The sequence below is a fragment of the Curtobacterium sp. Leaf154 genome, from assembly GCF_001424595.1.
Classification (GTDB): domain Bacteria; phylum Actinomycetota; class Actinomycetes; order Actinomycetales; family Microbacteriaceae; genus Curtobacterium; species Curtobacterium poinsettiae.
The window spans coordinates 45135-66597 of sequence record NZ_LMOS01000008.1 but is presented as its reverse complement, the minus strand read 5'-3'; the positions used below and the strand labels follow the sequence as shown (position 1 = coordinate 66597).

18 protein-coding genes are annotated in these 21463 nt (G+C 71.8%); 5 read left to right on the top strand and 13 right to left on the bottom strand.

Annotated elements, in window-relative coordinates; genetic code table 11:
• Nucleotides 1–59 precede the first annotated feature (59 nt).
• From ASF75_RS15410 to ASF75_RS15400, 3 genes are read right to left on the bottom strand one after another with little or no spacing between them, the layout of a single operon-like run.
• Nucleotides 60–1019, bottom strand: a complete 960-nt coding sequence (locus tag ASF75_RS15410; RefSeq protein WP_175470752.1) for a carbohydrate ABC transporter permease — start codon at nt 1017–1019, stop codon at nt 60–62.
• Nucleotides 1016–2038: a carbohydrate ABC transporter permease gene (locus ASF75_RS15405; protein ID WP_056072810.1), complete on the bottom strand. Its 1023-nt coding sequence runs from the start codon at nt 2036–2038 to the stop codon at nt 1016–1018. Before ASF75_RS15405 ends, ASF75_RS15410 begins: the two co-directional genes overlap by 4 nt.
• On the bottom strand, nt 2038–3393 hold the full coding sequence (locus ASF75_RS15400; protein ID WP_193558914.1) for an ABC transporter substrate-binding protein: 1356 nt from the start codon (nt 3391–3393) through the stop codon (nt 2038–2040). The genes ASF75_RS15405 and ASF75_RS15400 overlap by 1 nt, the downstream gene beginning before the upstream one ends.
• Nucleotides 3394–3513: 120 nt before the next feature.
• On the opposite strand from ASF75_RS15400, the gene ASF75_RS15395 reads away from it, so the two are divergent.
• The 3 genes from ASF75_RS15395 to ASF75_RS15385 all read left to right on the top strand — a co-directional run bounded on the left by ASF75_RS15395 (nt 3514) and on the right by ASF75_RS15385 (nt 7073).
• Nucleotides 3514–4737 (top strand): LacI family DNA-binding transcriptional regulator, encoded by a 1224-nt coding sequence (locus ASF75_RS15395; RefSeq protein WP_200942703.1) that lies wholly within the window; start codon nt 3514–3516, stop codon nt 4735–4737.
• Nucleotides 4738–4793: 56 nt separating this feature from the next.
• Nucleotides 4794–6290: a glucuronate isomerase gene (gene uxaC / locus ASF75_RS15390; protein ID WP_056072807.1), complete on the top strand. Its 1497-nt coding sequence runs from the start codon at nt 4794–4796 to the stop codon at nt 6288–6290.
• A gap of 174 nt (nt 6291–6464) precedes the next feature.
• The gene (locus tag ASF75_RS15385; RefSeq protein ID WP_056072803.1) at nt 6465–7073 is read left to right on the top strand and encodes a class I SAM-dependent methyltransferase; all 609 of its coding nucleotides are present in this window, start codon (nt 6465–6467) and stop codon (nt 7071–7073) included.
• A gap of 30 nt (nt 7074–7103) precedes the next feature.
• On the opposite strand, the gene ASF75_RS15380 is transcribed toward ASF75_RS15385, so the two are convergent.
• From ASF75_RS15380 to ASF75_RS15370, 3 genes are all read right to left on the bottom strand, one after another.
• Nucleotides 7104–7481 (bottom strand): type II toxin-antitoxin system death-on-curing family toxin, encoded by a 378-nt coding sequence (locus ASF75_RS15380; RefSeq protein WP_056072800.1) that lies wholly within the window; start codon nt 7479–7481, stop codon nt 7104–7106.
• Nucleotides 7478–7681 (bottom strand): ribbon-helix-helix protein, CopG family, encoded by a 204-nt coding sequence (locus ASF75_RS15375; RefSeq protein WP_017886769.1) that lies wholly within the window; start codon nt 7679–7681, stop codon nt 7478–7480. The genes ASF75_RS15380 and ASF75_RS15375 overlap by 4 nt, the downstream gene beginning before the upstream one ends.
• Nucleotides 7682–7857: 176 nt before the next feature.
• Nucleotides 7858–8397, bottom strand: a complete 540-nt coding sequence (locus tag ASF75_RS15370; protein WP_017886770.1) for a gluconokinase — start codon at nt 8395–8397, stop codon at nt 7858–7860.
• A 112-nt stretch (nt 8398–8509) separates the two neighbouring features.
• On the opposite strand from ASF75_RS15370, the gene gndA reads away from it, so the two are divergent.
• Nucleotides 8510–9967: an NADP-dependent phosphogluconate dehydrogenase gene (gene gndA, locus ASF75_RS15365; RefSeq protein WP_082046825.1), complete on the top strand. Its 1458-nt coding sequence runs from the start codon at nt 8510–8512 to the stop codon at nt 9965–9967.
• Nucleotides 9968–10046: 79 nt separating this feature from the next.
• Here gndA and ASF75_RS15360 read toward each other — a convergent pair whose 3' ends face one another.
• Entirely contained in the window at nt 10047–10802 is a 756-nt protein-coding gene (locus tag ASF75_RS15360; protein ID WP_042537736.1) for a hypothetical protein, read from the bottom strand.
• A gap of 107 nt (nt 10803–10909) precedes the next feature.
• Here ASF75_RS15360 and ASF75_RS15355 point away from each other — a divergent pair, with 107 nt between their 5' ends.
• On the top strand, nt 10910–12544 hold the full coding sequence (locus ASF75_RS15355) for a molybdopterin-dependent oxidoreductase (RefSeq protein WP_082509790.1): 1635 nt from the start codon (nt 10910–10912) through the stop codon (nt 12542–12544).
• A 415-nt stretch (nt 12545–12959) separates the two neighbouring features.
• Here ASF75_RS15355 and ASF75_RS15350 read toward each other — a convergent pair whose 3' ends face one another.
• The 6 genes from ASF75_RS15350 to ASF75_RS15325 form a co-directional block, all read right to left on the bottom strand.
• Nucleotides 12960–13739, bottom strand: coding sequence for a putative protein N(5)-glutamine methyltransferase (locus ASF75_RS15350; RefSeq protein ID WP_308159307.1), 780 nt, complete (start codon nt 13737–13739; stop codon nt 12960–12962).
• A gap of 73 nt (nt 13740–13812) precedes the next feature.
• The gene (locus ASF75_RS15345; protein WP_017886775.1) at nt 13813–14790 is read right to left on the bottom strand and encodes a ribose-phosphate diphosphokinase; all 978 of its coding nucleotides are present in this window, start codon (nt 14788–14790) and stop codon (nt 13813–13815) included.
• 61 nt (nt 14791–14851) lie between these two features.
• Nucleotides 14852–16279, bottom strand: a complete 1428-nt coding sequence (gene glmU, locus ASF75_RS15340) for a bifunctional UDP-N-acetylglucosamine diphosphorylase/glucosamine-1-phosphate N-acetyltransferase GlmU (RefSeq protein ID WP_056072793.1) — start codon at nt 16277–16279, stop codon at nt 14852–14854.
• A 171-nt stretch (nt 16280–16450) separates the two neighbouring features.
• Nucleotides 16451–17833 (bottom strand): MFS transporter, encoded by a 1383-nt coding sequence (locus tag ASF75_RS15335; protein ID WP_056072789.1) that lies wholly within the window; start codon nt 17831–17833, stop codon nt 16451–16453.
• Between the two features lie 1118 nt (nt 17834–18951).
• The gene (locus tag ASF75_RS15330) at nt 18952–19983 is read right to left on the bottom strand and encodes an NAD(P)-dependent alcohol dehydrogenase (protein WP_017886779.1); all 1032 of its coding nucleotides are present in this window, start codon (nt 19981–19983) and stop codon (nt 18952–18954) included.
• On the bottom strand, nt 19980–21296 hold the full coding sequence (locus ASF75_RS15325) for an ROK family transcriptional regulator (RefSeq protein WP_056072786.1): 1317 nt from the start codon (nt 21294–21296) through the stop codon (nt 19980–19982). The genes ASF75_RS15330 and ASF75_RS15325 overlap by 4 nt, the downstream gene beginning before the upstream one ends.
• Nucleotides 21297–21463 lie beyond the last annotated feature (167 nt).

The window sequence follows — 21463 nt, the reverse complement described above, 5'->3', positions numbered from 1 at the left end:
CGGACGGGAGGCGCGTGGCGGGGCCGCCACGGGCCTCCAGTCCGGTTCTGGGTTGCGGCCTACTTGACGGAGCCGGCGGTCAGACCGCCGACCAGGTAGCGCTGGAAGATCAGGTACAGGGCGACGACGGGGACGGCGCACACGATCGAGGCGGCCATCATCTGGCCGTAGATCGGGACGGCACCGCCCTCTTGCGTGGTGCCGAGCACCTGCAGCACCACGGCGACCGTCCGGGTGTTCGGGGTCGTCATGATCGTGGAGAACAGGACGTCGTTCCACCCGAGCAGGAACGCGAAGATCGCGGACACGACGATGCCCGGCCACGACAGCGGGAGCACGATCTTGGTCAGGATCTTCGTCGAGCTGGCGCCGTCGATGCGCGCCGCTTCCTCGAGTTCCTTCGGCAGGCCGCGCAGGTACGTGACCATGACCCACGTCGAGAACGGCAGGGCGAACGTCAGGTAGGTGACGAACAGGCCCCACCGGGTGCCGATGATCTGCACGCCGGTGGCACTGGCGATGTTCGAGAACACCACGAAGACCGGCAGCAGCAGGAGCGTGCCGGGGATCGACTGCAGGGCGAGGAGCCCGCGGAGGATCGTCAGGCGGCCGAGGAACCGGAACCGCACCAGCACGTAGGCCGTGGACACGGCGAGCGCGGCACTCGCGACGGCGACGGCTCCGGCGGTGAGCATCGAGTTCACCAGTCCCTCGCCGAGGGCGACGGTGGACCAGATCTCGACGTAGTTCGACAGGGTGAACTCGGACGGGAAGTACTCGCCGCGGGCGACCGCGACGTCGGAGTTGACCGAGCCGAACAGGATGTAGAGCACCGGGACGGCGATGAACGCGATGATCACCGCGATGACGGTGACGAGCAGCCAGCGCGGCAGCAGGCGGGTGACGTCGGTGTCGTAGGGACGTTTGGTCCGTCGTCCGCCGCTGCCGGTCGTGATGCTCTCGGTGAGCGTCGCGGTGGGGCGGGTGCGGGTGCTGAAGGACGTGCTCGGGGTGGTCATGCGCGTGCTCCGTCGATGTCGGCGGCGGTCGGGGCGGCGGCGAGCGTGGCGCGGTCGGCGCGACGCTGCTTCCGGTTGGGGCCGGCGTCGTCGCCGGTGTCGAGCTTGACCGCCCGCAGGTAGACGAACAGCGGGATCGCGACGATCACGAGTGAGCAGATCGCCATCGCCGCGGACAGGCCGAAGCGGAACGACTGGAAGCTCGCGATGTACGTCAGGACGGGCATCACCTCGACGCTGGACGGCAGCGGGATGCCGAACAGCACGAACGGCAGCGTGAAGTTGTTGATGTTGTGCAGGATCGAGATGATCACCGCGAGGCTCAGCGGGCCGCGCAGGTACGGGAAGATGATGTACCGCAGCTTCGCCCACCAGGTCACCCCGTCGAGTGCGGCGGCCTCGTGCACCTCGTTGTCCACGGCCTGCAGCCCGGCCAGGGACAGCAGGTAGACGAAGGGCCAGCTCGTCCAGATCATCACGCCGGCGAGCGCCCAGTACGACGCCGAGCCGTTCAGCCACAGCACGTCGGTGTGCAGGATCGAGTTCACGACCCCCTGCGGCTGGAGCATCGTGCGGAAGAACGTGCCGACGACGAACGCCGGGAGCACGTACGGGATCAGGTAGATCGAGCGGACGAGCCCGCGACCGGGGAACCGGTTCTGCGTCGAGATCGCGGCGGCGACGCCGATCGGCACGGTCACCGCGGTGACGAGCACCGACAGCGACACCGAGATCCAGATCGAGTGCAGCAGCGGCGAGTTCGTGAACGCCTCGGTGAAGTTGGCGAACCCGACGAACGGGGCGCTGAACCACTGGCGGAGCGTGTACTGGTCGAGGTCGAGCATCGCGATCCAGAAGCCCACCACCAGCGGCACCACGATGACGGCGAGCATGAGGAGCCCGCCGGGCAGGAGCATCCACAGCGGGCGCTCGCGTTTGTACAGGGGCGTCTTGCCGGCCGGACGGACCGGGCGGGGCGGCGCCGAATCGGTGCGGGGCCTGGTCTGCGTGCTGGTCATCACAGACCTCCGTTCTTCTGACGGTCGAGGGTGGCCTGGGCGTCCTTCTGGGCGTCCTGCAGGCGCTTGCGGAGCTGGTCGTCGGTGACCTCGCCGGACTTCAGCGACGGGATCGACTGCACGACCACGTCGACCAGGGCGAGCTGGATGTCGGACCAGGCGCCGGTGAACGCGGTCGGCTTGGACAGGCGGCCGGCGTCGATGATCGGCTTGAGCTGCGGGTTGTCGGCGGCCAGGTCGGCGGCGGCCGATGCGTTGGTCGGCAGGTTGCCGAACAGGTCGTAGTACTCGAGCTGCGCCTTCGGGGCGCTGAGCTGCTTGACGAACGCGAACGACAGCTTCTGCTTGGTGCCGTAGTCGGCGACGACCCAGTTGTCGCCGGACAGGATGCTGGCGGCCTCGATGCCGTCGGACGGCCGCTCGGTCGCACCCGGGGGGACGGTGGGCAGCAGGGCGAACTCGTAGTCGCCGTCGACCTTGGTGCCCTTGAACGAGTTGATCGCGGTGGTGGTGGTCATCGGGAAGAACGCGGCCTTGCCCTCGGTGAACTGTGCCAGGGCCTGGGCGTTGTTCCAGCCGATCGCGGCCGGGTCGACGACACCGTCCTTCGTGACCCAGTCGAAGTAGGTGCGGTAGGCGTTCTCGACGGCCTTGCTGTCGATCTCGGCCTTCGAGCCGTCGACGATCGTGTTGCCGGCGTTCTGGGCCATCCCCCACACGAACTTCCACGGGTCGAAGCCGTCGGCGTATGCGATCGCCATGCCGTACCGTCCGTCACCCGTGGTGGCCTTCGCGTCGGCGGTCAGCTCGTCCCAGGTGGTGGGAATGTCGGTGATCCCGGCCTTCGCGAGCAGGTCCTTGTTCACGGCCATCACGAACGGCCGGCTGGCGAACGGGATCCCGATCTGCTTCGACGCACTCGGACCGGAGATGCCGAACGACGCGGGGTCGAACTGGTCCTTGCCGCCGATCGCGTCCCACTCCTTCGTGCCCATCTCGACGAAGGCGCCGGTGGCGTAGGCGGTCGGGGTGAACGTGGTGCCGATCGCGTAGACGTCGGGGCCCTGGCCGGAGATGACGCTCGTCTGGATCGCGGTCAGTTCCTCCTGCGCGGACGAGTAGGTCTCCCACTGGATGTCCGCACCGGTGGTGCGCTTGAACTCGGCGGCGGTGTCCCGCTGCCACTGCTTGCGTTCCTTGGGGTAGGTGGTGTCCGCGCCCATCATCACGCGGAGGGTGTTCGGGTCGTCGCCGCTGCCGTTCACCACGGCGCATCCCTGCAGGGACAGTGCGGCGAGGGCGACCACGGCGACGGCACCGACGAGGGTGCGGACTTGCAGTCTTCGCGTCTTCACGGGGGTTTCCTCCTCGAGACCTCCTCCGAGCGGCGCTGCTCGGTGGCACCACTGTTCCGCCGTTGGCAACATGCGGCAACCGGTTGCCACTTGTTGCCAGACGCGAATACGTTCGGCCTCGTGAAGGACCTCTCGACGGACGGCGGCGGGCGCACGGGCGGTGCCGCGGGCGCTGCTGGTAGCGCCGCTGGCGCGGGCGACGCTGGTGCTCGCGTTGCCGGTACTCGCGCCGCTGGTGCTCGCGCTGCCGGTGCTCGCGCCGCCGGTGCCGGTGCCGGTGCCGGTGCCGGTGCCGGTGCCGGTGCCGGTGCCGCCGCTGGTGCCGCGCGTCGCGTCACCATCCGCGACATCGCCGACGCGACCGGGGTCGCCGCCTCCACCGTCTCCCGCGCCCTGTCCCTGCCTGACCGGGTCAACGCCGTCACCCAGGAGCGCATCCAGCAGGCGGCCCGCGAACTCGGGTACGTCGCCAACTCGCAGGCCCGGGCACTGACCTCGGGCCGCACCCGCGCCGTCGCCGTGCTCGTGTCCGACATCACGAACCCGTTCTACTTCGACGTCATCCGCGGCACGCAGCACCAGCTCGCCGGGGCCGGCTGGACCCAGTTGCTCGTCGACACCGAGGAGTCCGCAGACGCCGAGATGGCCGCGCTCACCGCCGTCGGGGCGAAGGCCGACGGGGTCGTGCTCACCGCGTCACGACTGTCCGACGCGCAGATCGCCCGGTTCGCCGAGCGGATCCCCCTGGTCGTCGTGAACCGCAGGCCCGCAGGCGTGCCCTCGGTGCTCATCGACACCCCCGGCGGCGTCGAGCAGGCGGTCCAGCACCTGGTGTCGCTGGGACACCGGGAGATCCTGTACGTCGCCGGGCCAGACAGCTCGTGGTCGAACGAGCGACGGTGGCGAGCACTCGTGCAGGTCGCCAAGCGCCTGGGCGTCCGCGTCGCCCGGATCGGCCCGCACGCGCCCTTCGTGGACTCCGGTGCCGCCGCTGCCGACGCCGCCGTGCACGCCGGGGCGACCGCGTGCATCGCCTTCAACGACCTGATCGCCATCGGGATGCTCGCCCGACTACGGGAGCGCGGGGTCCGCGTCCCCCGGGACATGAGCATCGTCGGCTGCGACGACATCTTCGGCGCCGACTTCTGCAACCCGCCGCTCACCACGATGACCTCGCCGATCGAACGGGCCGGCCGGGTCGCGATCCGGATGCTGCTCGGCCGCCTCGGTGCCCTGCCCGCCGACGAGCTGCCGGGGGAGCACATGTCCGGCGCCGTCGCCCTGCCCACCCACCTGACCGTGCGCGAGTCGACCGGGCCGGCGCCCCTGGCCGGCACCGCCTGATCCCGCACGCCCCCAGAACTCACCGCCCCGAACTCGCCGCCCCGAAGGAGTCGATGATGACCCGCACCAGCACCCCCACCCGGCTCGCGCCGCACGCCGACCGGCTGTTCCCCGCCGACCCCGGGGCCCGAGCCGTGGCACGCACCGTGTACGAGGCGGTCAAGGACGCCCCGATCATCTCGCCGCACGGGCACGTCGATGCTGCACTGATCGCCGCGGACCAGCCGTTCAGCGACCCCGCGTCGCTGCTCATCACGCCCGACCACTACGTGCTCCGCCTGCTGCACGCGAACGGGGTGGACCTGGCCGCGCTGGGACGCGCGGACCTGTCGGGGCCCCGCCCGGGCTCGCAGGCTCGCCCGGCGGCGTCGGCGCATCGCTGGCGCGATGCCGCTGAGCCGACGCCGCCAGGCCGTGCCGTCTGGCGGCAGCTGGCGGAGCACTGGGACGACTTCCTCGGGACCCCCGTGCGCTACTGGTTCGAGACGGAGCTCCACGACGTGTTCGGGCTCGACCAGGCACCGTCCGCGGCGAACGCGGACGACCAGTACGACCACATCGCCGGCCTGCTGGCATCCCCCGCCTTCCGGCCACGCGCGCTCTTCGACGCCTTCGGGATCGAGGTCCTCGCCACCACGGACGGCCCGGCGGACGACCTCGCTGCGCACGCGCAGCTCGCCGCCGACCCCGGCTTCACCGGCCGGGTCCTCCCGACGTTCCGCGCGGACGCCGTGTTCGACCCGACGCGGTCGGACTGGAGGCCCGTGGTCGCGTCGATCGGCGAGGCCGCCGGCATCGACACGGGTACCCACGCAGGGCTGTTGGCGGCGCTCCGCGCACGTCGCCACCACTTCATCGAGCACGGCGCGACCGCCACGGACACCGGGGTGCTCGACGCGGGCTCCGCCCCACTGTCGTCGAGCGAGCGGGAACGCATCCACGCGGCGGCGCTGCGGGATGCGTCCTCGGTCACCGATGCCGAGGCGACGGCGTACCGCCACGACATGCTCTACCGCTGGGCCGAGATGAGCGTCGAGGACGGCCTCGTCATGCAGCTGCACCCCGGGGTGATCCGGAACCACCACACCCCGACGCTCGAGCGCTTCGGGCCGGACACCGGCCACGACCTGCCGGCCGTCGGGTCCTTCACCGAGCCGCTCCGGCCGCTGCTCGAGTCCTTCGGCACCGCTCCCGGGTTCCACCTGGTGCTGTTCACCGTCGACGAGACCGTCTTCTCGCGCGAGATCGGGCCGCTCGCAGGCTTCTACCCCGCCGTGTACGCGGGCGCGCCGTGGTGGTTCATCGACACCCCGGCCGCCATCGGGCGCTACCGCTCGGCCGTCACCGACTCGGCGTCGTTCGCCAAGACCTCCGGGTTCATCGACGACACCCGCGCGTACTGCTCGATCCCGGCGCGGCACGACATGGCTCGGCGGGCGGACGCGGCGTACCTGGCGTCACTCGTGGTCACGCACCAGATCTCGGAGGAGGACGCCGTGCACACGGCCCGGCGCATCGTGTCCGACATCCCGAAGGCGACGTTCAAGCTCTGAGCGGGGGGGGGTGGCCGCGTGGTGCGGGGTGCGGCGCGCTGGTGGCCGCGTGGTGCGAGGTGCGGCGCGCTGGTGGCCGCGTGGTGCGAGGTTCCGTGCCTGGGGCGAGGTTGCCGGGTCGCACGGGACACGGAACCTCGCACGGTTCGGTGATGCGCCGGTACCGTCGGGCACATGACGGAGCGGGTGACGGCGGCGTACGGCGCTCGGGCCGATGAGTACGCGGCACTGCTCGGGTCGATGAGCGCCGTCCACCCCGACGACCGAGCCCTCGTCGACGCCTGGGCAGCCGGTCGCAGCGGTCCCCTGGTCGACGCCGGGTGCGGTCCCGGGCACTGGACGGCGCACCTCGCACGGCAGGGGCACCGCGTCACCGGCATCGACGCGGTGCCGCAGTTCGTCGAGCACGCACGACGGACGCACGGCGCTGTGGACGCGGACCTCGACTTCCGGGTCGGGTCGCTCGACGCGCTGCCGCTGGCGGACGGCAGCGTCGACGGGGTCCTCGCCTGGTACTCGGTGATCCACCACGACCCATCGCAGATCGGTGGGGCACTCGCCGAGTTCTGTCGGGTGCTCGCCCCCGGTGGTGGGCTGTTGCTCGGGTTCTTCGAGGGCGCCGCGGTCGAGGCCTTCGACCACGCGGTCGTCACCGCGTACCGCTGGCCGGTCGCGTCCCTGGCGGCACTGCTGGACGAAGCGGGGTTCGACGTCGCGGACGTCCACACCCGCACGGCTCCGGAGCACCGGCCGCACGGGGCGATCAGTGCGGTGCGCCGCTGATCGCTGACCGCCGTCCGTCCGAGCGGCCGGTCAGGCGTCCGAGACCATCGCGCTCAGAGCAGCGGCGATCTCCGTCACGGCATCGAGTTCCCCTTCCGCGATCACGACGATGAAGTCGTACGCCTGATCGTTCGAGGCGTGGAGCCGGACACCGTTCACGCCGAGGAAGACCACGAGCAGCATCAGCCCGAGGCGCTTGTTGCCGTCGACCAAGGCGTGGTTCCGGATGGCGGAGTGGACGAGCGCCGCCGCTTTCTCGACCAGTGTCGGGTAGGCGTCGTTCCCGCCTACCGACGCGGCGGGTCGCGCGACCGCCGCCTCGAGCAGTCCGACGTCGCGGATCACGGAGTCAGCCCCCAGGGTCCGACGAGCGATGTGCAACGCCTCGTCGGTCGTGAGGTGGATCACTTGCCGAGTCGTTCGAGCGCCTCGGCGTAGCGCGGGAGCTCTCGGTCGAGGATGCCGTCGATCAGGTCGCTGCGGCTGTGCTGCTCGACGTACTCGCGGATGGCGGCGCGGGCGACGTCCTGCATCGAGCGCTCCTCGAGGTCAGCACGCTTGCGCAACGCCGCTGCCTCGGCATCGTCGAGTCGGAGGGTCATGGCCATGGAGTCGACGGTATCAACGGTGGTATCTGAACGGGCTGCAGTGATCGTGGTCATGGAACGACGGTACGAGCGTCCCCGTCGACGCAGACGAGACCAGGGGGCTGATGGGGATGACGACGGCCGCGCTGCGCCCTGTGGAGGAACTGCCAGGATCCGTCGCAGGTCGTCGACGTTCGTCAGTCGGTGGTGACCGCGAGCGCGGCGAGGATCTCCCGCACGGTGTCGTCGACCGATCCGTCGATCGACACCGCGACCGCCGCCTCGTCGGGCTGCGGCCGCTCGAGGGTCGCGAACTGCGAGTCGAGCAGGGTCGTCGGCATGTACTCGTGGTGACGGTGGGACTGCCGCTCGGCGATGAGGTCGCGGGACCCGTCGAGGAAGGCGATGACGAGCCCCGGTGCGGATGCGCGCAGACGGTCCCGGTAGACGCGCTTGAGCGCTGAGTTCGCCATCACGCACCGGGACCCGTCGGCCTCGACCGCGGCGATCCGCTCGGCGCAGGCGTCGAGCCACGGCCAGCGGTCCTCGTCGGTGAGCGGCGTGCCCTGCCGCATCTTCTCCTTGTTGGCGGCCGGGTGCAGGTCGTCGGCGTCGACGAAGACACAGGGTTCGCCCTGCGCGACCAGGGCGTCGGTGAGGGTCTGGCCGATGGTGGACTTGCCGGAGCCCGAGACTCCCATGACGAGGACGGGCGGGTGGACAGCGAGCTCGCTCATCCCTCCACACTATTGATCCGGTGAACTCTGGTCCCCAGTTCCCGGAACTCCTGTGCGGTCCCAGACCACCGGTCGTAGGTTGGGCGCCAACGTCAGGACAAAGGAGACCCTCGTGGCAGACAACAACGGTCAGGCGAACATCGGAGTCGTCGGACTCGCAGTGATGGGCTCGAACCTCGCCCGCAACCTCGCATCGCGCGAAGGCAACACGGTGGCGGTCTACAACCGCACGTACGCCCGCACCGAGGAACTGCTCCAGGAGCACGGCGACGCAGGGTTCATCGCGTCCGAGGACATCGACGGGTTCGTCGCGTCGCTGTCGAAGCCCCGCACCGCGATCATCATGGTGCAGGCCGGCAAGGGCACCGACGCCGTGATCGGGCAGCTCGCCGAACGGTTCGAGCCGGGCGACATCATCGTCGACGGTGGCAACGCGAACTTCCACGACACCATCCGCCGTGAGCACGATCTGCGCGAGCAGGGCCTGAACTTCGTCGGCACGGGCATCTCCGGTGGTGAAGAGGGCGCGCTGAAGGGCCCGTCGATCATGCCCGGTGGCTCGAAGGAGGCCTGGGAGACGCTCGGGCCGATCCTCAAGTCGATCGCCGCGGTGGCCGAAGGTGAACCGTGCGTGACCCACATCGGCACCGACGGCGCCGGGCACTTCGTCAAGATGGTGCACAACGGCATCGAGTACGCCGACATGCAGCTCATCGCCGAGTCGTACGACCTGCTCCGTCGCGTCGGCGGGCTCTCGGTGGAGGACCTGGTGCAGGTCTTCGACGAGTGGAACAAGGGCGACCTCGAGTCCTACCTGATCGAGATCACCGGCGAGGTCCTCAAGCAGCGCGACGCCGACACCGGCAAGCCGCTCGTCGACGTCATCCGTGACGCGGCCGGCTCGAAGGGCACCGGCGTCTGGACCGTGCAGAACGCGGTGGGTCTGGGCATCCCGGTGTCGGGCATCGGCGAAGCCGTGTTCGCCCGTGCGGTGTCGTCCAAGCCGACGCAGCGTGCCGCCGTGCAGCAGTCGGTCAAGAACCGTCCGCAGATCGCCGAGGTGCCGGACACCTTCGCCGACGACGTCCGTGCGGCGCTCTACGCCTCGAAGGTCGTCGCGTACGCGCAGGGGTTCGACCTCATCATCGCCGGGGCGAAGGAGTACGGCTGGGACATCGACCTCGGCAACGTCGCGAAGATCTGGCGAGGCGGTTGCATCATCCGGGCGCAGTTCCTGAACCGCATCGTCGAGGCGTACGACGAGAACCCGAAGCTCGAGTCGCTGCTGGTCGACCCGTACTTCGCGAACGCCGTCGCCGAGGGCGAAGCAGCCTGGCGGCGCATCGTCGGGATCGCCGCCGCATCCGGTGTCCCCGCGCCGGGCTTCTCGTCCGCGCTGTCGTACTTCGACTCGCTCGCGTCCGACCGGCTGCCCGCAGCGCTGATCCAGGGCCAGCGCGACTTCTTCGGAGCGCACACCTACCAGCGCATCGACAAGGACGGCACCTTCCACACGCTGTGGTCCGACGACGACCGCCGCGAGGTCGAGCAGGAGCCGTCGACGCACTGACGAACCGCGCCCGCCGCCGACCGACGTCGGTGCGTGCGCAGCACGGAGGGCCTCGCCGAACGCGGGGCCCTTCGTCGCATCAGGCGACGATGCGCTCCCGTGCCAGGTCGGCGACGAGCCGGTCCAGCCGCGGACCACGCCCGAGCAGCCGCCGCGAACCCGGTGCAGTCCGGACGAAGAAGGTCGCGACGGCCGGGGTGTCGTCCGGCCGCACGTGGTGGATCGCCACCGCACAGGCTCGGCGAGCACCGTCCGAGCCGCCAGCGCGACCCGAGCCACCCGAGCGGCGCGAGGCACCCGAGCCGTCTGTCCGTTCCGGCACGTCCTCGAGCCCGACGTGCACGACCCGACTCCACCGGATCACGAGCAGCCGGGTCGCCCGCCGTTCGTCGAGTTCCCACAGGGAGGCCTCGGTGGCGCCGAAGGCCCACGTCACGCGCGAACCGAGGTGGGTGTCCGGACGGACTTCGTCGATGACGCCGCGGAGTTCGGGCGTCGGCGCCGCCGGCACCAGCCACACCGTCGGGTCGATCCGACGGATGGCGAGCGCGAGCGCCTCGTCCGCCTGCCGCCGCCGTGCCGTCGCGGTCCGCACCACCGCGATCACGATGACCACGACACCGAGTCCGATCGCACCGAACTCGACGATGCCGTACCAGGACAGGTCCACGCTGGGTGCCGTCGAGACGACGACGATCCGGGTGATCAGGAGTGCCAGCCAGACGGCGACGATGACCCAGCGCAGGGTGGCGAGTCGACGTGCCGGCGACATCGGTGTCCGCCCGGCGCCGCGGGCACGACCGGACCGCGGGACACCATCCGGACGCTGCAGCACGGTCCGATCCTCCCACGAGGCGCGCGCCACCTGCTGGCCGGACCCGGTGAACGCGCGGGGAAGCCCGCACACAGCCCACGAGCGGCCTGACGACCTACGCTCGGGCGGTGACCACCGAGACGACGGACGAACCGATCGGCCGACCGACGGCGGATCCGTCCTCCGGGACGCGCGGGCCCGATGCACCGTTGACCCGACGTTGGACGCTGATCGCCGCGATCGTCGGCGTCGTGGCCGCCGCCGCGTTCCTCGGTGTCGCCGAGTTCGGCGCACTGCTGCTCGGCGGGGCGGGCAGCCCCCTGGTCGCCGTCGGTTCAGCGGTCATCGACCTCGCTCCCCCGGGTGCGAAGGACTTCATGGTCGCCGTGTTCGGCACGGGGGACAAGGTCGCCCTGTTCGTGCTCATGACGGTGATCGTCATCGCGATCAGTGCCGGTGCCGGAGTCCTCGAGCGCGCACGCCCGCCCTTCGGTGCGCTCGTGTTCGCCGCCGGTGGTGTGCTGGCGCTGTTGGCCGTCAGCACCCGCTCGGGCAGCGGGAGCCTGGACGGCGCCCCGACGGTCCTCGGGATCGCCGCGGCCGTGGTCGTCCTGCGCCTGCTGCTCCAGCGGCTGCGACGGTGGGAAGCAGCGGCTGCCGTGCCGTCAGCGTCCCCGCGACCCGCCTCGGCGGAGCGCCGGACGTTCTTGATCTGGGGCGTCGCGACGGCGAGCCTCGCGGTCGTGGTGGGCACCGCCTCCCGGCTCGGGTCGTCCGCGATGCAGGCGGCCGCTGCTGCCCGGCGGGCCATCCGGCTGCCCGCGGCGGCGACCGCGGCACCGGCGGTCCCCGCCGGTGCGTCGCTCGACGTCGACGGCATCACCCCGTACATCACGCCGAACGCTGACTTCTACCGGATCGACACGGCCCTGCGCGTGCCCATGGTCGACCCCGCCGACTGGTCGCTCCGGATCCACGGAGCGGTGGAGAACGAGATCACGCTGACGTGGGACGAGCTGCTCGCCCTGCCGCTCGAGGAGCACGTCGCCACGCTGAGCTGCGTGTCGAACGAGGTCGGCGGTGACCTCATCGGGACGGCCCGCTGGCTGGGCTACCCGATCCGCGAACTCCTCGCCCGGGCGCGTCCGACGGGCGACGCCGACATGGTGCTCTCACGGAGCATCGACGGGTTCTCCGCCGGCACCCCGCTCGACGTGCTGCAGGACGACGGCACCGCGGCGCTCCTCGCGGTCGGGATGAACGGCGAACCCCTGCCGACCGAGCACGGGTTCCCCGTGCGGATGGTCGTGCCGGGGCTGTTCGGGTACGTCTCGGCGACGAAGTGGGTCACCGAGCTCGAGGTCACCCGCTTCGCCGACGCGCAGGGCTACTGGACCCCGCGCGGCTGGTCGGAGCGTGGCCCGGTCAAGCTCGAGTCCCGCATCGACACCCCGCGGAACGGGTCGACCGTGACCGCGGGCAAGCCGGTGGCGATCGCCGGGGTCGCGTGGCAGCCGCACAAGGGCGTGAAGGCCGTCGAGGTCCGCGTCGGAGGCGGCGACTGGCAGCGCGCCGAGCTCGCCGATTCGGTCTCCGCGGACACCTGGCGGCAGTGGGTGGTGCTGTGGACGCCGACCTCCGGCTCGCACCGCATCGAGGTGCGCGCGACCAGTGCGGACGGCGAGGTGCAGACGAGCGTGGACCGGCCGCCGGCGCCGAACGGGGCGACGGGCTGGCACACGGTGACGGTCGACGCGCGCTGACGCTCCGGCAGCGGAGTCGCAGGGTCGCGGGGTCGCGGGACACGCCCGCTGAGGTCCGCCGAGGGTGCAGGAAACGCCGGTTCGCGGGCGCGCAGGCGACACTTCGCGCCGCCCCGGCGAACCTGAGCGGCATGTCGTGACCACTGGTCGCAGGCGTGCTCCGGTCGCCCGACGGCCTGGAGGACCGGTGCCGGCCCGCCCCGCCCCTCACCCCGGTCGCGTGACACGCCACATGCGTCGCGCTGGGGGTGCAGGAAGCGTCGGTTCGCGGACGCGCAGGCGACACTTCGTGCCGCCCCGGCGAACCTGAGCAGCATGTCGTGACCACTCGGCGGCAGGGGCCGGGCGCCGGGCACCGAGCACCGGGCACCGGGCACCGGGCACCGGGCACCGGGCACCGGCGGGCAGGGTGCGGTCAGGCGGGCAGGGTCGCGACGATGCAGGTGCCGTCGACCTCGGCGTCCCGCTCGACGGCGGTGGTGAAGCCGGCGGCCGCGAACGCAGCGGCGGACGCCTCGGCCTGGGCTTCGGACACCTCGATGACGACCGCGCCACCGGGCCGGAGCCACTCCCCCGCGCTCGCGGCGATCCGACGGTGCAGGTCGAGACCGTCCGCACCACCGTCGAGGGCGATGCGGTGCTCGTGTTCCCGGGCCTCGGTCGGCATCAACGCGATCGACGCCGTCGGCACGTACGGGGCGTTCACCGCGATGACCGCCACGGCCCCGCGGAACCGCTCGGGCAACGGCGCGAACAGATCGCCTGCGACGACGATGCCGCGGTCGCCGATGTTCTCGGCCGCGACGTCGACGGCGTCCGGGTCGATGTCGGTGGCGACGAGGTCGAGCGCGCCGACTCGACCGAACAGGGCGACCGAGATCGCACCCGCGCCGCAGCACAGGTCGACCACGCGGTCGTAGCGCTGCAGCCGACGCGCAGCCTGCTCGACGACGACGGTGGTGCGGGATCGCGGCACGAAGACCCCGGGGGTCACCCGGATGCGGTGCCCGTCGAAGGCGGCCCAGCCGAGCACGTACTCGAGCGGCTCACCGGCCAGCCGACGCTGCACCAGGGCGCGGAGTCGCACCGGCTCACCGTCACCGGCCTCGAGCAGCAGGTCGGCTTCGTCCTCGGCGAAGACGCTCCCCGCGGCCCGGAGCCGGGCCGCGAGGGCGTCACGCGCGGGATGGGTCACCACGGGCAACGGGACACGTCACGTCGCGGAGATGGTCCTGCGCCGTGCGCTGTGCCCATGGGTCGACGGCTCGCTACGCTGCGCCGTCGAACATCGACGTCACGGAACCGTCGTCGAAGACCTCGTGGATGGCACGGGCGATGAGCGGCGCGATCGGCAGCACCTCGAGGCGGTCCCAGCGCTTGTCCATCGGCAGGGGCAGGGTGTCCGTCACGACCACGCGGTCGATGAACTCGCTCTGCAGCAGCTCGGTGGCGGGGTCGGAGAACACGGCGTGGGTCGCGGCGACGACGACACCCGTGGCGCCGGCGTCCTTGAGCGCCTCGGCAGCCTTCGCGATCGTGCGGCCGGTGTCGATCAGGTCGTCGACGAGCAGGCAGACGCGACCGCTGACGTCACCGACGATCTCGTGCACCGAGACCTGGTTCGGCACGAGCGGGTCGCGACGCTTGTGGATGATGGCGAGCGGCGCGCCGAGCTTCTCGGACCAGATGTCGGCGACACGGACGCGGCCCATGTCCGGCGACACGACGGTGAGCGTCTTCGGGTCGAGGATCTGGCGGAAGCGCTCGAGCAGCACCGGCATCGCGAACAGGTGGTCGACGGGGCCGTCGAAGAAGCCCTGGATCTGCGCAGCGTGCAGGTCGACGCTCATGATGCGGTGCGCGCCGGCAGCCTTGAACAGGTCGGCGACGAGGCGAGCCGAGATCGGCTCGCGGCCGCGGCCCTTCTTGTCCTGGCGGGCGTAGGGGTAGAACGGCGCCACGACGGTGATGCGCTTCGCCGAGGCACGCTTCAGGGCATCGACCATGATGAGCTGCTCCATGAGCCACTCGTTGATCGGCGCGGTGTGCGACTGGATGACGAAGGCGTCGCAGCCACGGACCGACTCGTCGAAGCGGGCGTAGAGCTCACCGTTCGCGAACGTCCGTGCATCGGTCGGCACGAGGTCGACCCCGAGCTCCTCCGCGATCTCGGCAGAGAGCGCCGGGTGTGCTCGCCCCGAGACGAGGACGAGTCGTTTCTGGCCGGTTGTCTTGATTCCGGACAAGTGCGGTGCTCACTCCCTGACCCACGAGGGGTCGATGTCGGCGACGGGTGGTCGCCAGGATCTATTCGCCGTTCGCGAGCCGAGCAGCCTCGGCCGCCGGTGTGCCGGGTCGGTGTTCCTCGACCCATCCGTCGGTGTTGCGCTGTGGGGCGTAGCTGATCGCGAGCGATCCTGCCGGAACGTCCTTGCGGACGGTGGTCCCGGCGCCGGTGTACGCACCGTCACCAATCCTAACGGGGGCGACGAACACGTTGTGCGAGCCTGTACGGACGTTCGAGCCGACCTCGGTTCGGTGCTTGTGCACGCCGTCGTAGTTCGCGGTGATGGTGTTCGCGCCGATGTTCGAGTCCTCGCCCACCTCGGCGTCGCCGATGTAGGACAGGTGCGGGACCTTGCTGCCGCGACCGATCCGGGCGTTCTTCGTCTCGACGAAGGTGCCGATCTTGCCGTCGTCGCCGAGGATCGTGCCGGGCCGCAGGTAGGCGAACGGGCCGACCGAGGCGCCGTCCCCGATCACCGCGAGGGTGGCGTCGACGCGGTTGACCGTGGCGCGGGCACCGACCTCGGTGTCGCGCAGCGTGGTGTCCGGACCGACGACGGCACCGGCGGCGATCGCGGTGGCACCGATGAGCTGGGTGCCGGGCAGGACTTCGGCGTCGGGCTCGATGGTGACGTCGAGGTCGATCCAGGTGGTCGCCGGGTCCTGCACGGTGACACCGGCGAGCTGGTGGCCGCGGACGATGCGGGCGTTGAGCTCGCGCGCAGCGTCGGAGAGCTGCGCACGGTCGTTGATGCCGGCGACGAGCCACGGGTCGGTCAGGGTGACGACGTCGATGCGCCCGCCGCGCTCACTGATCAGCGCGGGGGCGTCGGTGATGTACTTCTCGCCCTGCGCGTTCGCCGTGGTGAGCGACGGCAGGACCGCCCGCAACCGCGCGACGTCGAACGCGTAGATGCCCGCGTTCGCCTCGGTGATGGCCAGCTGCTCGGCCGTCGCGTCCTTGTGCTCGACGACGCTGACGAAGGCGCCAGCGCCATCACGCACGATCCGTCCGAGGCCCGTCGGGTCGGGGGCGATCGCGCTGACGAAGGTCGCCCCGTTGGCGGCACCGACGTGGGCGTCGACGAGCAGGCGGAGCGACGCCGCGTCGAGCAGCGGCACGTCGCCGGAGAGCACGACGACGGCACCGTCGAAGTCGGCGGGCAGGGCGTCGACCGCCACCTCGACCGCACGGCCGGTGCCGGGGATGGCGTCCTGGTCGACGATGATCGCGTCAGGGGCGCGCTCGACGACCTCGGCCGCGACACGATCACGCTCGTGCCGCACGACCACGGCGACGTGCTCGGGGCTGAGCGACGACGCCGTGCGCAGCACGTGCCCGATGAGCGGCAGCCCGGCGAGCCGGTGCAGCACCTTGGGCGTGGACGACTTCATGCGCGTGCCCTGCCCGGCGGCGAGGACGACGACGGCGATGCGCTGGTCGGTCATGGACCCATCCTGGCGCACCCAAGCCCGTGGCGTCCGACGCGAGCACGGTCCTGTGCCCAACCGTGCGCACAACCGCAGCCTGTGGACGGACCGGCACCGTGCCTCCAGGCCCGGGCCGACGGCACGCCGTGCCTCAGCCCCGCACGCCGCGGACGAGGCCCAGGCCGGCTGTCAGCCCTGCACCACCTGCGGCTCCCGCTTGACGAAGGCCATAAGCACCAGCCCGGCGATGAGCACGACGACCACGCCGAGGATCCCGAACCGGGTGGACCCACCGACGGTCACCGCGACGCCGAACAGCGCCGGCGCGAGGAACGACGCGGCGCGACCGGTAGTGGCGTAGAGGCCGAAGAGCTCGCCTTCGCGGCCGGGGGTCGTCAACCGCGCCAGGTGGGCACGCGACGACGACTGCACCGGGCCGACGAACACCGCGAGGGTCAGCCCGAGCACCCAGAACCACTGCGTCTCGTTGCCGGCGGCGAAGACCCCGACCCCGCAGACGGCGAGTCCGACGAGCGAGACCATGATGAGCGCACGCGACCCGAACCGGTCGTCGAGGCGTCCGGAGACGAACGTCGCGATGCCGGCCACGACGTTCGCGGCGATGGCGAACAGGATGACCTGGGACGGCGTGAACCCGAACACCTGGGCGGCGACGATCCCGCCGAACGTGAAGACGGCACCGACGCCGTCGCGGAACACCGCGCTGGCGAGCAGGAACGCCAGGACGTTGCGCCGCTCGCGCCAGAGCCGTGCGATGTCGCGACCGAGGTCCGCGTAGGCGCCGAACACGCCACCGCCGCGGGTGCGGTCCGGCACTGCCTCGGGCACGGTGAGGAACAGCGGGATCGAGCTGACGGCCAGCCAGACGGCGGCGATGCCGATCGCGACGCGGACGTCCCACTGCCCGGTGGCGACGGTCGCCGGCAGCTGCAGGAGCCCGCCGACGACCCCGTCGCCCCGGAAGTCCTGGATGCAGAGCACGAGCAGCAGCACGAGCAGCACGATCCCGCCGAAGTACCCAGCCGCCCACCCGATGGCGGACACCCGGCCGGTGCGTTCCCCGGAGGCGACCTGCCCGAGCATGGCGTTGTACCCGACGGTCGCGATCTCGTAGGCCACGGTGCCGATGCCGAGCAGGGCTGCGCCGAGGAACAGGTACGGCTGGCTCGGCGCGACGAAGACCATGCCGCCGATCGACAGCGCGACACCGATCGTGGCGATGAGGACGGAGCGACGGCGGTGTCCGGACGAGTCCGCGAGCCGCCCCATGGCCGGCGCCACGAGCGCGACGACGATCCCCGCGATGGTCAGTGCGGTCGACACGACGGCGGCGTTGTGCGCGAGCTCCCGCTCCACGATCGCCTTGCCCGCCGCCGACGTGTCGCCGACGAGCGCCGGGTCCACGAACGCCCGGCTCGCCAGGTACGTGCTGAACACGAAGGTGGTGACGACCGCGTTGAACGCGGCCGACCCCCAGTCCCAGAGCGCCCAGGAGACGAGCGCGCGCCGGTCGGTGCGCTGCGGCACGACGGCGGCCGGTGAAGCGGTCATGCGCGAACCGTAGCGCGTCCCGGTGACGCGGCGGTGGCCCCGTTCCGGGTCACGTGCGGGACGGGAGGCACGTCGTGGCCCGGCCCCGCGCCGCCCGTCCGCACCGTGCGCGCGCCGTCACCCGGTGCGAGCTTCCACGTACCGTGCCCGGCCGCAATGCCGCACCGGGCACGCAACGTGGCCCGGGCCGGCGAAGCCTGCACCGTGCCGGACGGGAGGCGCGGGGCGGCCTGGCGCCGCGCCTCCCGTCCGCACCGTGCGCGCGTCGTCACCCGGTGCGCACTTCCACGCACCGTGCCCCGCCGCAACACCGCACCGGGCACGCAACGCGGCCCGAGCCAGCGAAGCCTGCACCGTGCCGGACGGGAGGCACGTCGCGGCCCGGCCCCGCGCCTCCCGTCCGCACCGTGCGCACGTCGTCACCCGGTGCGAGCTTCCACGTACCGTGCCCGGCTGCAACGCCGAACCAAGCGGCCGAGACCGCACCGTCCGACAGACCGTGCACCGTGCCGGACGGGAGGCACGTCGTGGCCCGGCCCTGCGCCTCCCGTCCGCACCGTGCGCACGTCGTCACCCGGTGCGAGCTTCCACGCACCGTGCCCGGCCGCAATGCCGCACCGGGCACGCAACGCGGCCCGGGTCGGCGAAGCCGGCACCGTGCCGGACGGGAGGCGCGGGGCGGCCCGGCCCCGCACCTCCCGTCCGCACCGTGCGCGCGCCGTCACCCGGTGCGAGCTTCCACGCACCGTGCCCGGCCGCAATGCCGCACCGGGCGGCCAACGATGCCCGGGCCGGCGAAGCCCGCACCGTGCCGGACGGGAGGCACGTCGCAGCCCGGCCCTGCGCCTCCCGTCCGCACCGTGCGCACGTCGTCACCCGGTGCGAGCTTCCACGTACCGTGCCCGGCTGCAACGCCGCACCAAGCGGCCGAGACCGCACCGTCCGACAGACCCTGCACCGTGCCGGACGGGAGGCACGGGGCAGCCCGGCGCCGCGCCTCCCGCCCGCACCGTGCCCACGTCGTCACCCGGTGCGCACTTCCACGCACCGTGCCCCGCGGCAACACCGCACCGGGCACGCAACGCGGCCCGGGCCAGCGAAGCCCGCACCGTGCCGGCTCAGGCCGGGACGCCGCCGGGGTAGACGACGGACTTGAGCGACTCCGGGTCGGTGTCGCTCTCGAGAGCCTCGCGGACGTCGTCGAGCCCGAACCGGCCGGTGACGAGCGAGTCGAGGTCGACCTGCCCGGACGCGACCAGCTGGATCGCCACCGGCCACGTGTTCGTGTACCGGAAGATCCCGGTGACCGTGACCTCGAGGTTCTGGATGTGCTCGACCGGCAGGGTCATCTCGGAGTTGCCGAGCCCGACCAGCACCGCGGCACCCGCCGGACCGACCGCCTTGATGCCGTCCGAGACCGCACGGGGCGCACCGCTGGCGTCGATGAACGCGTCGACGGGGACGATGTCGGACGCGACGGACACGGCGGTGGGGTCGACGACCTCGGTGGCGCCGAACTCCAGGGCCCGCGCACGGCGCTCCGGGACCAGGTCGCTGACGACGATGCGCGATGCACCGAATGCCTTCGCGACCTGCGCGCAGATGATGCCGATCGGACCGGCACCGGCGATCAGCACCGACGAACCGGGCACGATGCCGGCCTTGCGGACGGCGGCGATGCCGACCGACAGGGGCTCGAGGAGCGCACCTGCCTCGAACGAGACGGAGTCGGGCAGGACGTGCGCGAACTCGGACTCGATCGTGACCAACTCGGTGAAGGCGCCGTCGACCGGCGGCGTCGCGTAGAAGCGCATGTGCGGGCAGAGGTTGTAGCGACCGGCCAGGCACTGCGCGCAGCGGTGGCAGGGGCGCTGCGGCTCGATGGCCACGCGCTCCCCCACGCGGGACGGGTCGACGCCCTCGCCGACCGCCTCGATCGTGCCGGAGAGTTCGTGGCCGAGGACGAGGGGTTCCTCGACGACGAAGTCGCCGATGCGGCCGTGGCGGTAGTAGTGCACGTCGGAGCCGCAGACGCCCACGGCGGCGACCCGGACGAGCACGTCGCCGGCGTCGACGGCGGGGACGGGGCGGTCCTCGACGGTGAGGTCCTGGGTGCCGAGCAGGACACTGGTGCGCTGGGTGGAGGTCATGCGGTTCTCGCTTCCTCGGCCGCGTCGTCGCGGCCGGACGTGAGGGTGGTGGAGGGGGCGGCGGCGGATGCCGCGGGCGTGGTGGCCGTGGTCGCCGTGGTCGCCGCGGTCGCCGCGGTGGCCGGTCTGAGCCGCGCTGCCGTCGGGTCGCGCAGCAGATCACGGAACCCGAGTTCAGCAGCGCCTCGGAGCAGGACATCGGCACCGAGCGCCGCCGGTGCGATGCGCAGCCGCTCGGTCACGGCAGCCATCGACTGGGCCCGGACCTCGGCCTCGATGCGGTTCCCGACGTGGCCGAGGAGCACTCCGAGGAACCCACCGAGGACGACCACCTCGGGGTTGACGGTGTGGATGGCATTGCGGAGTGCGGTCGCGAGGGCCGTGACCTGGAGGTCGACCACCCGCTCGACCTCGGGACGGCGCTGCGCGAGCGCCGCGGCGAGCGCTGACGGGTCGTCCGAGGCGACGCCGGCGGCAGCGACCAGGGCATCACGCGACGCCTCGGTCTCGAGACACCCGACAGCACCGCAGTGACAACGGACACCGTTCGCTGCGACGAAGGTGTGACCGAGCTCGCCGGCGTAACCGTCCGCACCGCTGAGGGGCCGAGCGGCACTGATGACGCCGCCGCCGATACCGCTCGCGCCACCGTTGAGGTAGATCAGGTCGTCGACTCCGCGGCCACTGCCGTACAGCCGCTCCGCCCAGGCGCCGGAGTTCGCGTCGTTCGCGGCCCGGACCGGCAGACCGGTGCGCTCGGCGAGGGGACGGGCGATCGGTTCGTCGTGCCAGCCGAGGTGCGGCGCGTAGCGGACCACGCCGTCCTCGACCCGCACGGTCCCGGGGACCGCGACACCGATTCCGGCGATCCGCGTGGGCGGGCCTTCCCCGGCGATCAACTCGTCCAGGAGTCCGGCGATGGTCTCGACCGCCTCGGCAGCGGTCGGGGCGCTCTCGCTCGCCGCCACCGCGCGGGTGCGCACGCTGCCGTCGAGTCCGACGAGTGCGACGGTCACGGCGTCCACCTCGACCGTGACGGCGACCGCGACCACCTCCGCCGAGGCACGGACCACCGGGCTCGGGCGGCCGACGCCAGCACTCGTGCTGCCGGTCCCGGGCACGTCCTCGTGCACCAGCCCGAGTTCGACCAGTTCGCCGACGAGCGTGAGCGTGGTTGAGCGGTTGAGTCCGGTGCGGCGGGTGAGCTCGGCGCGGGTGATCGGACCGTCCTCGTGCGCCAGGCGGAGGACACGTGCGGCGTTGCGCAGCGCCGGGGTCTGCGCGACACCGGGTGCTGCAGCTGTGCGTGCCATCGGGTCCTCTCGGTCGGTCCTTGCTTGCTTGCTTGCTTGCTTGCTTGCTTGCTTGCCCATCTTCGCGTGCTCGGTCCTTCCCAGAACGCCGGCGATGGAGAGCGGGATCGGGCGTACCTGGTCGAAACGAACGACCAGGTACGCCCGGATTCAGCAGGTACGCCCGG

Coding starts and splice junctions, on each gene's coding strand:
- ASF75_RS15410 (WP_175470752.1), bottom strand. CDS start 1,019: ATGACCACCCCGAGCACGTCCTTCAGCACCCGCACCCGCCCCACCGCG.
- ASF75_RS15405 (WP_056072810.1), bottom strand. CDS start 2,038: ATGACCAGCACGCAGACCAGGCCCCGCACCGATTCGGCGCCGCCCCGC.
- uxaC (WP_056072807.1), top strand. CDS start 4,794: ATGACCCGCACCAGCACCCCCACCCGGCTCGCGCCGCACGCCGACCGG.
- ASF75_RS15385 (WP_056072803.1), top strand. CDS start 6,465: ATGACGGAGCGGGTGACGGCGGCGTACGGCGCTCGGGCCGATGAGTAC.
- ASF75_RS15375 (WP_017886769.1), bottom strand. CDS start 7,681: ATGGCCATGACCCTCCGACTCGACGATGCCGAGGCAGCGGCGTTGCGC.
- ASF75_RS15370 (WP_017886770.1), bottom strand. CDS start 8,397: ATGAGCGAGCTCGCTGTCCACCCGCCCGTCCTCGTCATGGGAGTCTCG.
- glmU (WP_056072793.1), bottom strand. CDS start 16,279: ATGACCGACCAGCGCATCGCCGTCGTCGTCCTCGCCGCCGGGCAGGGC.
- ASF75_RS15335 (WP_056072789.1), bottom strand. CDS start 17,833: ATGACCGCTTCACCGGCCGCCGTCGTGCCGCAGCGCACCGACCGGCGC.
- ASF75_RS15330 (WP_017886779.1), bottom strand. CDS start 19,983: ATGACCTCCACCCAGCGCACCAGTGTCCTGCTCGGCACCCAGGACCTC.
- ASF75_RS15325 (WP_056072786.1), bottom strand. CDS start 21,296: ATGGCACGCACAGCTGCAGCACCCGGTGTCGCGCAGACCCCGGCGCTG.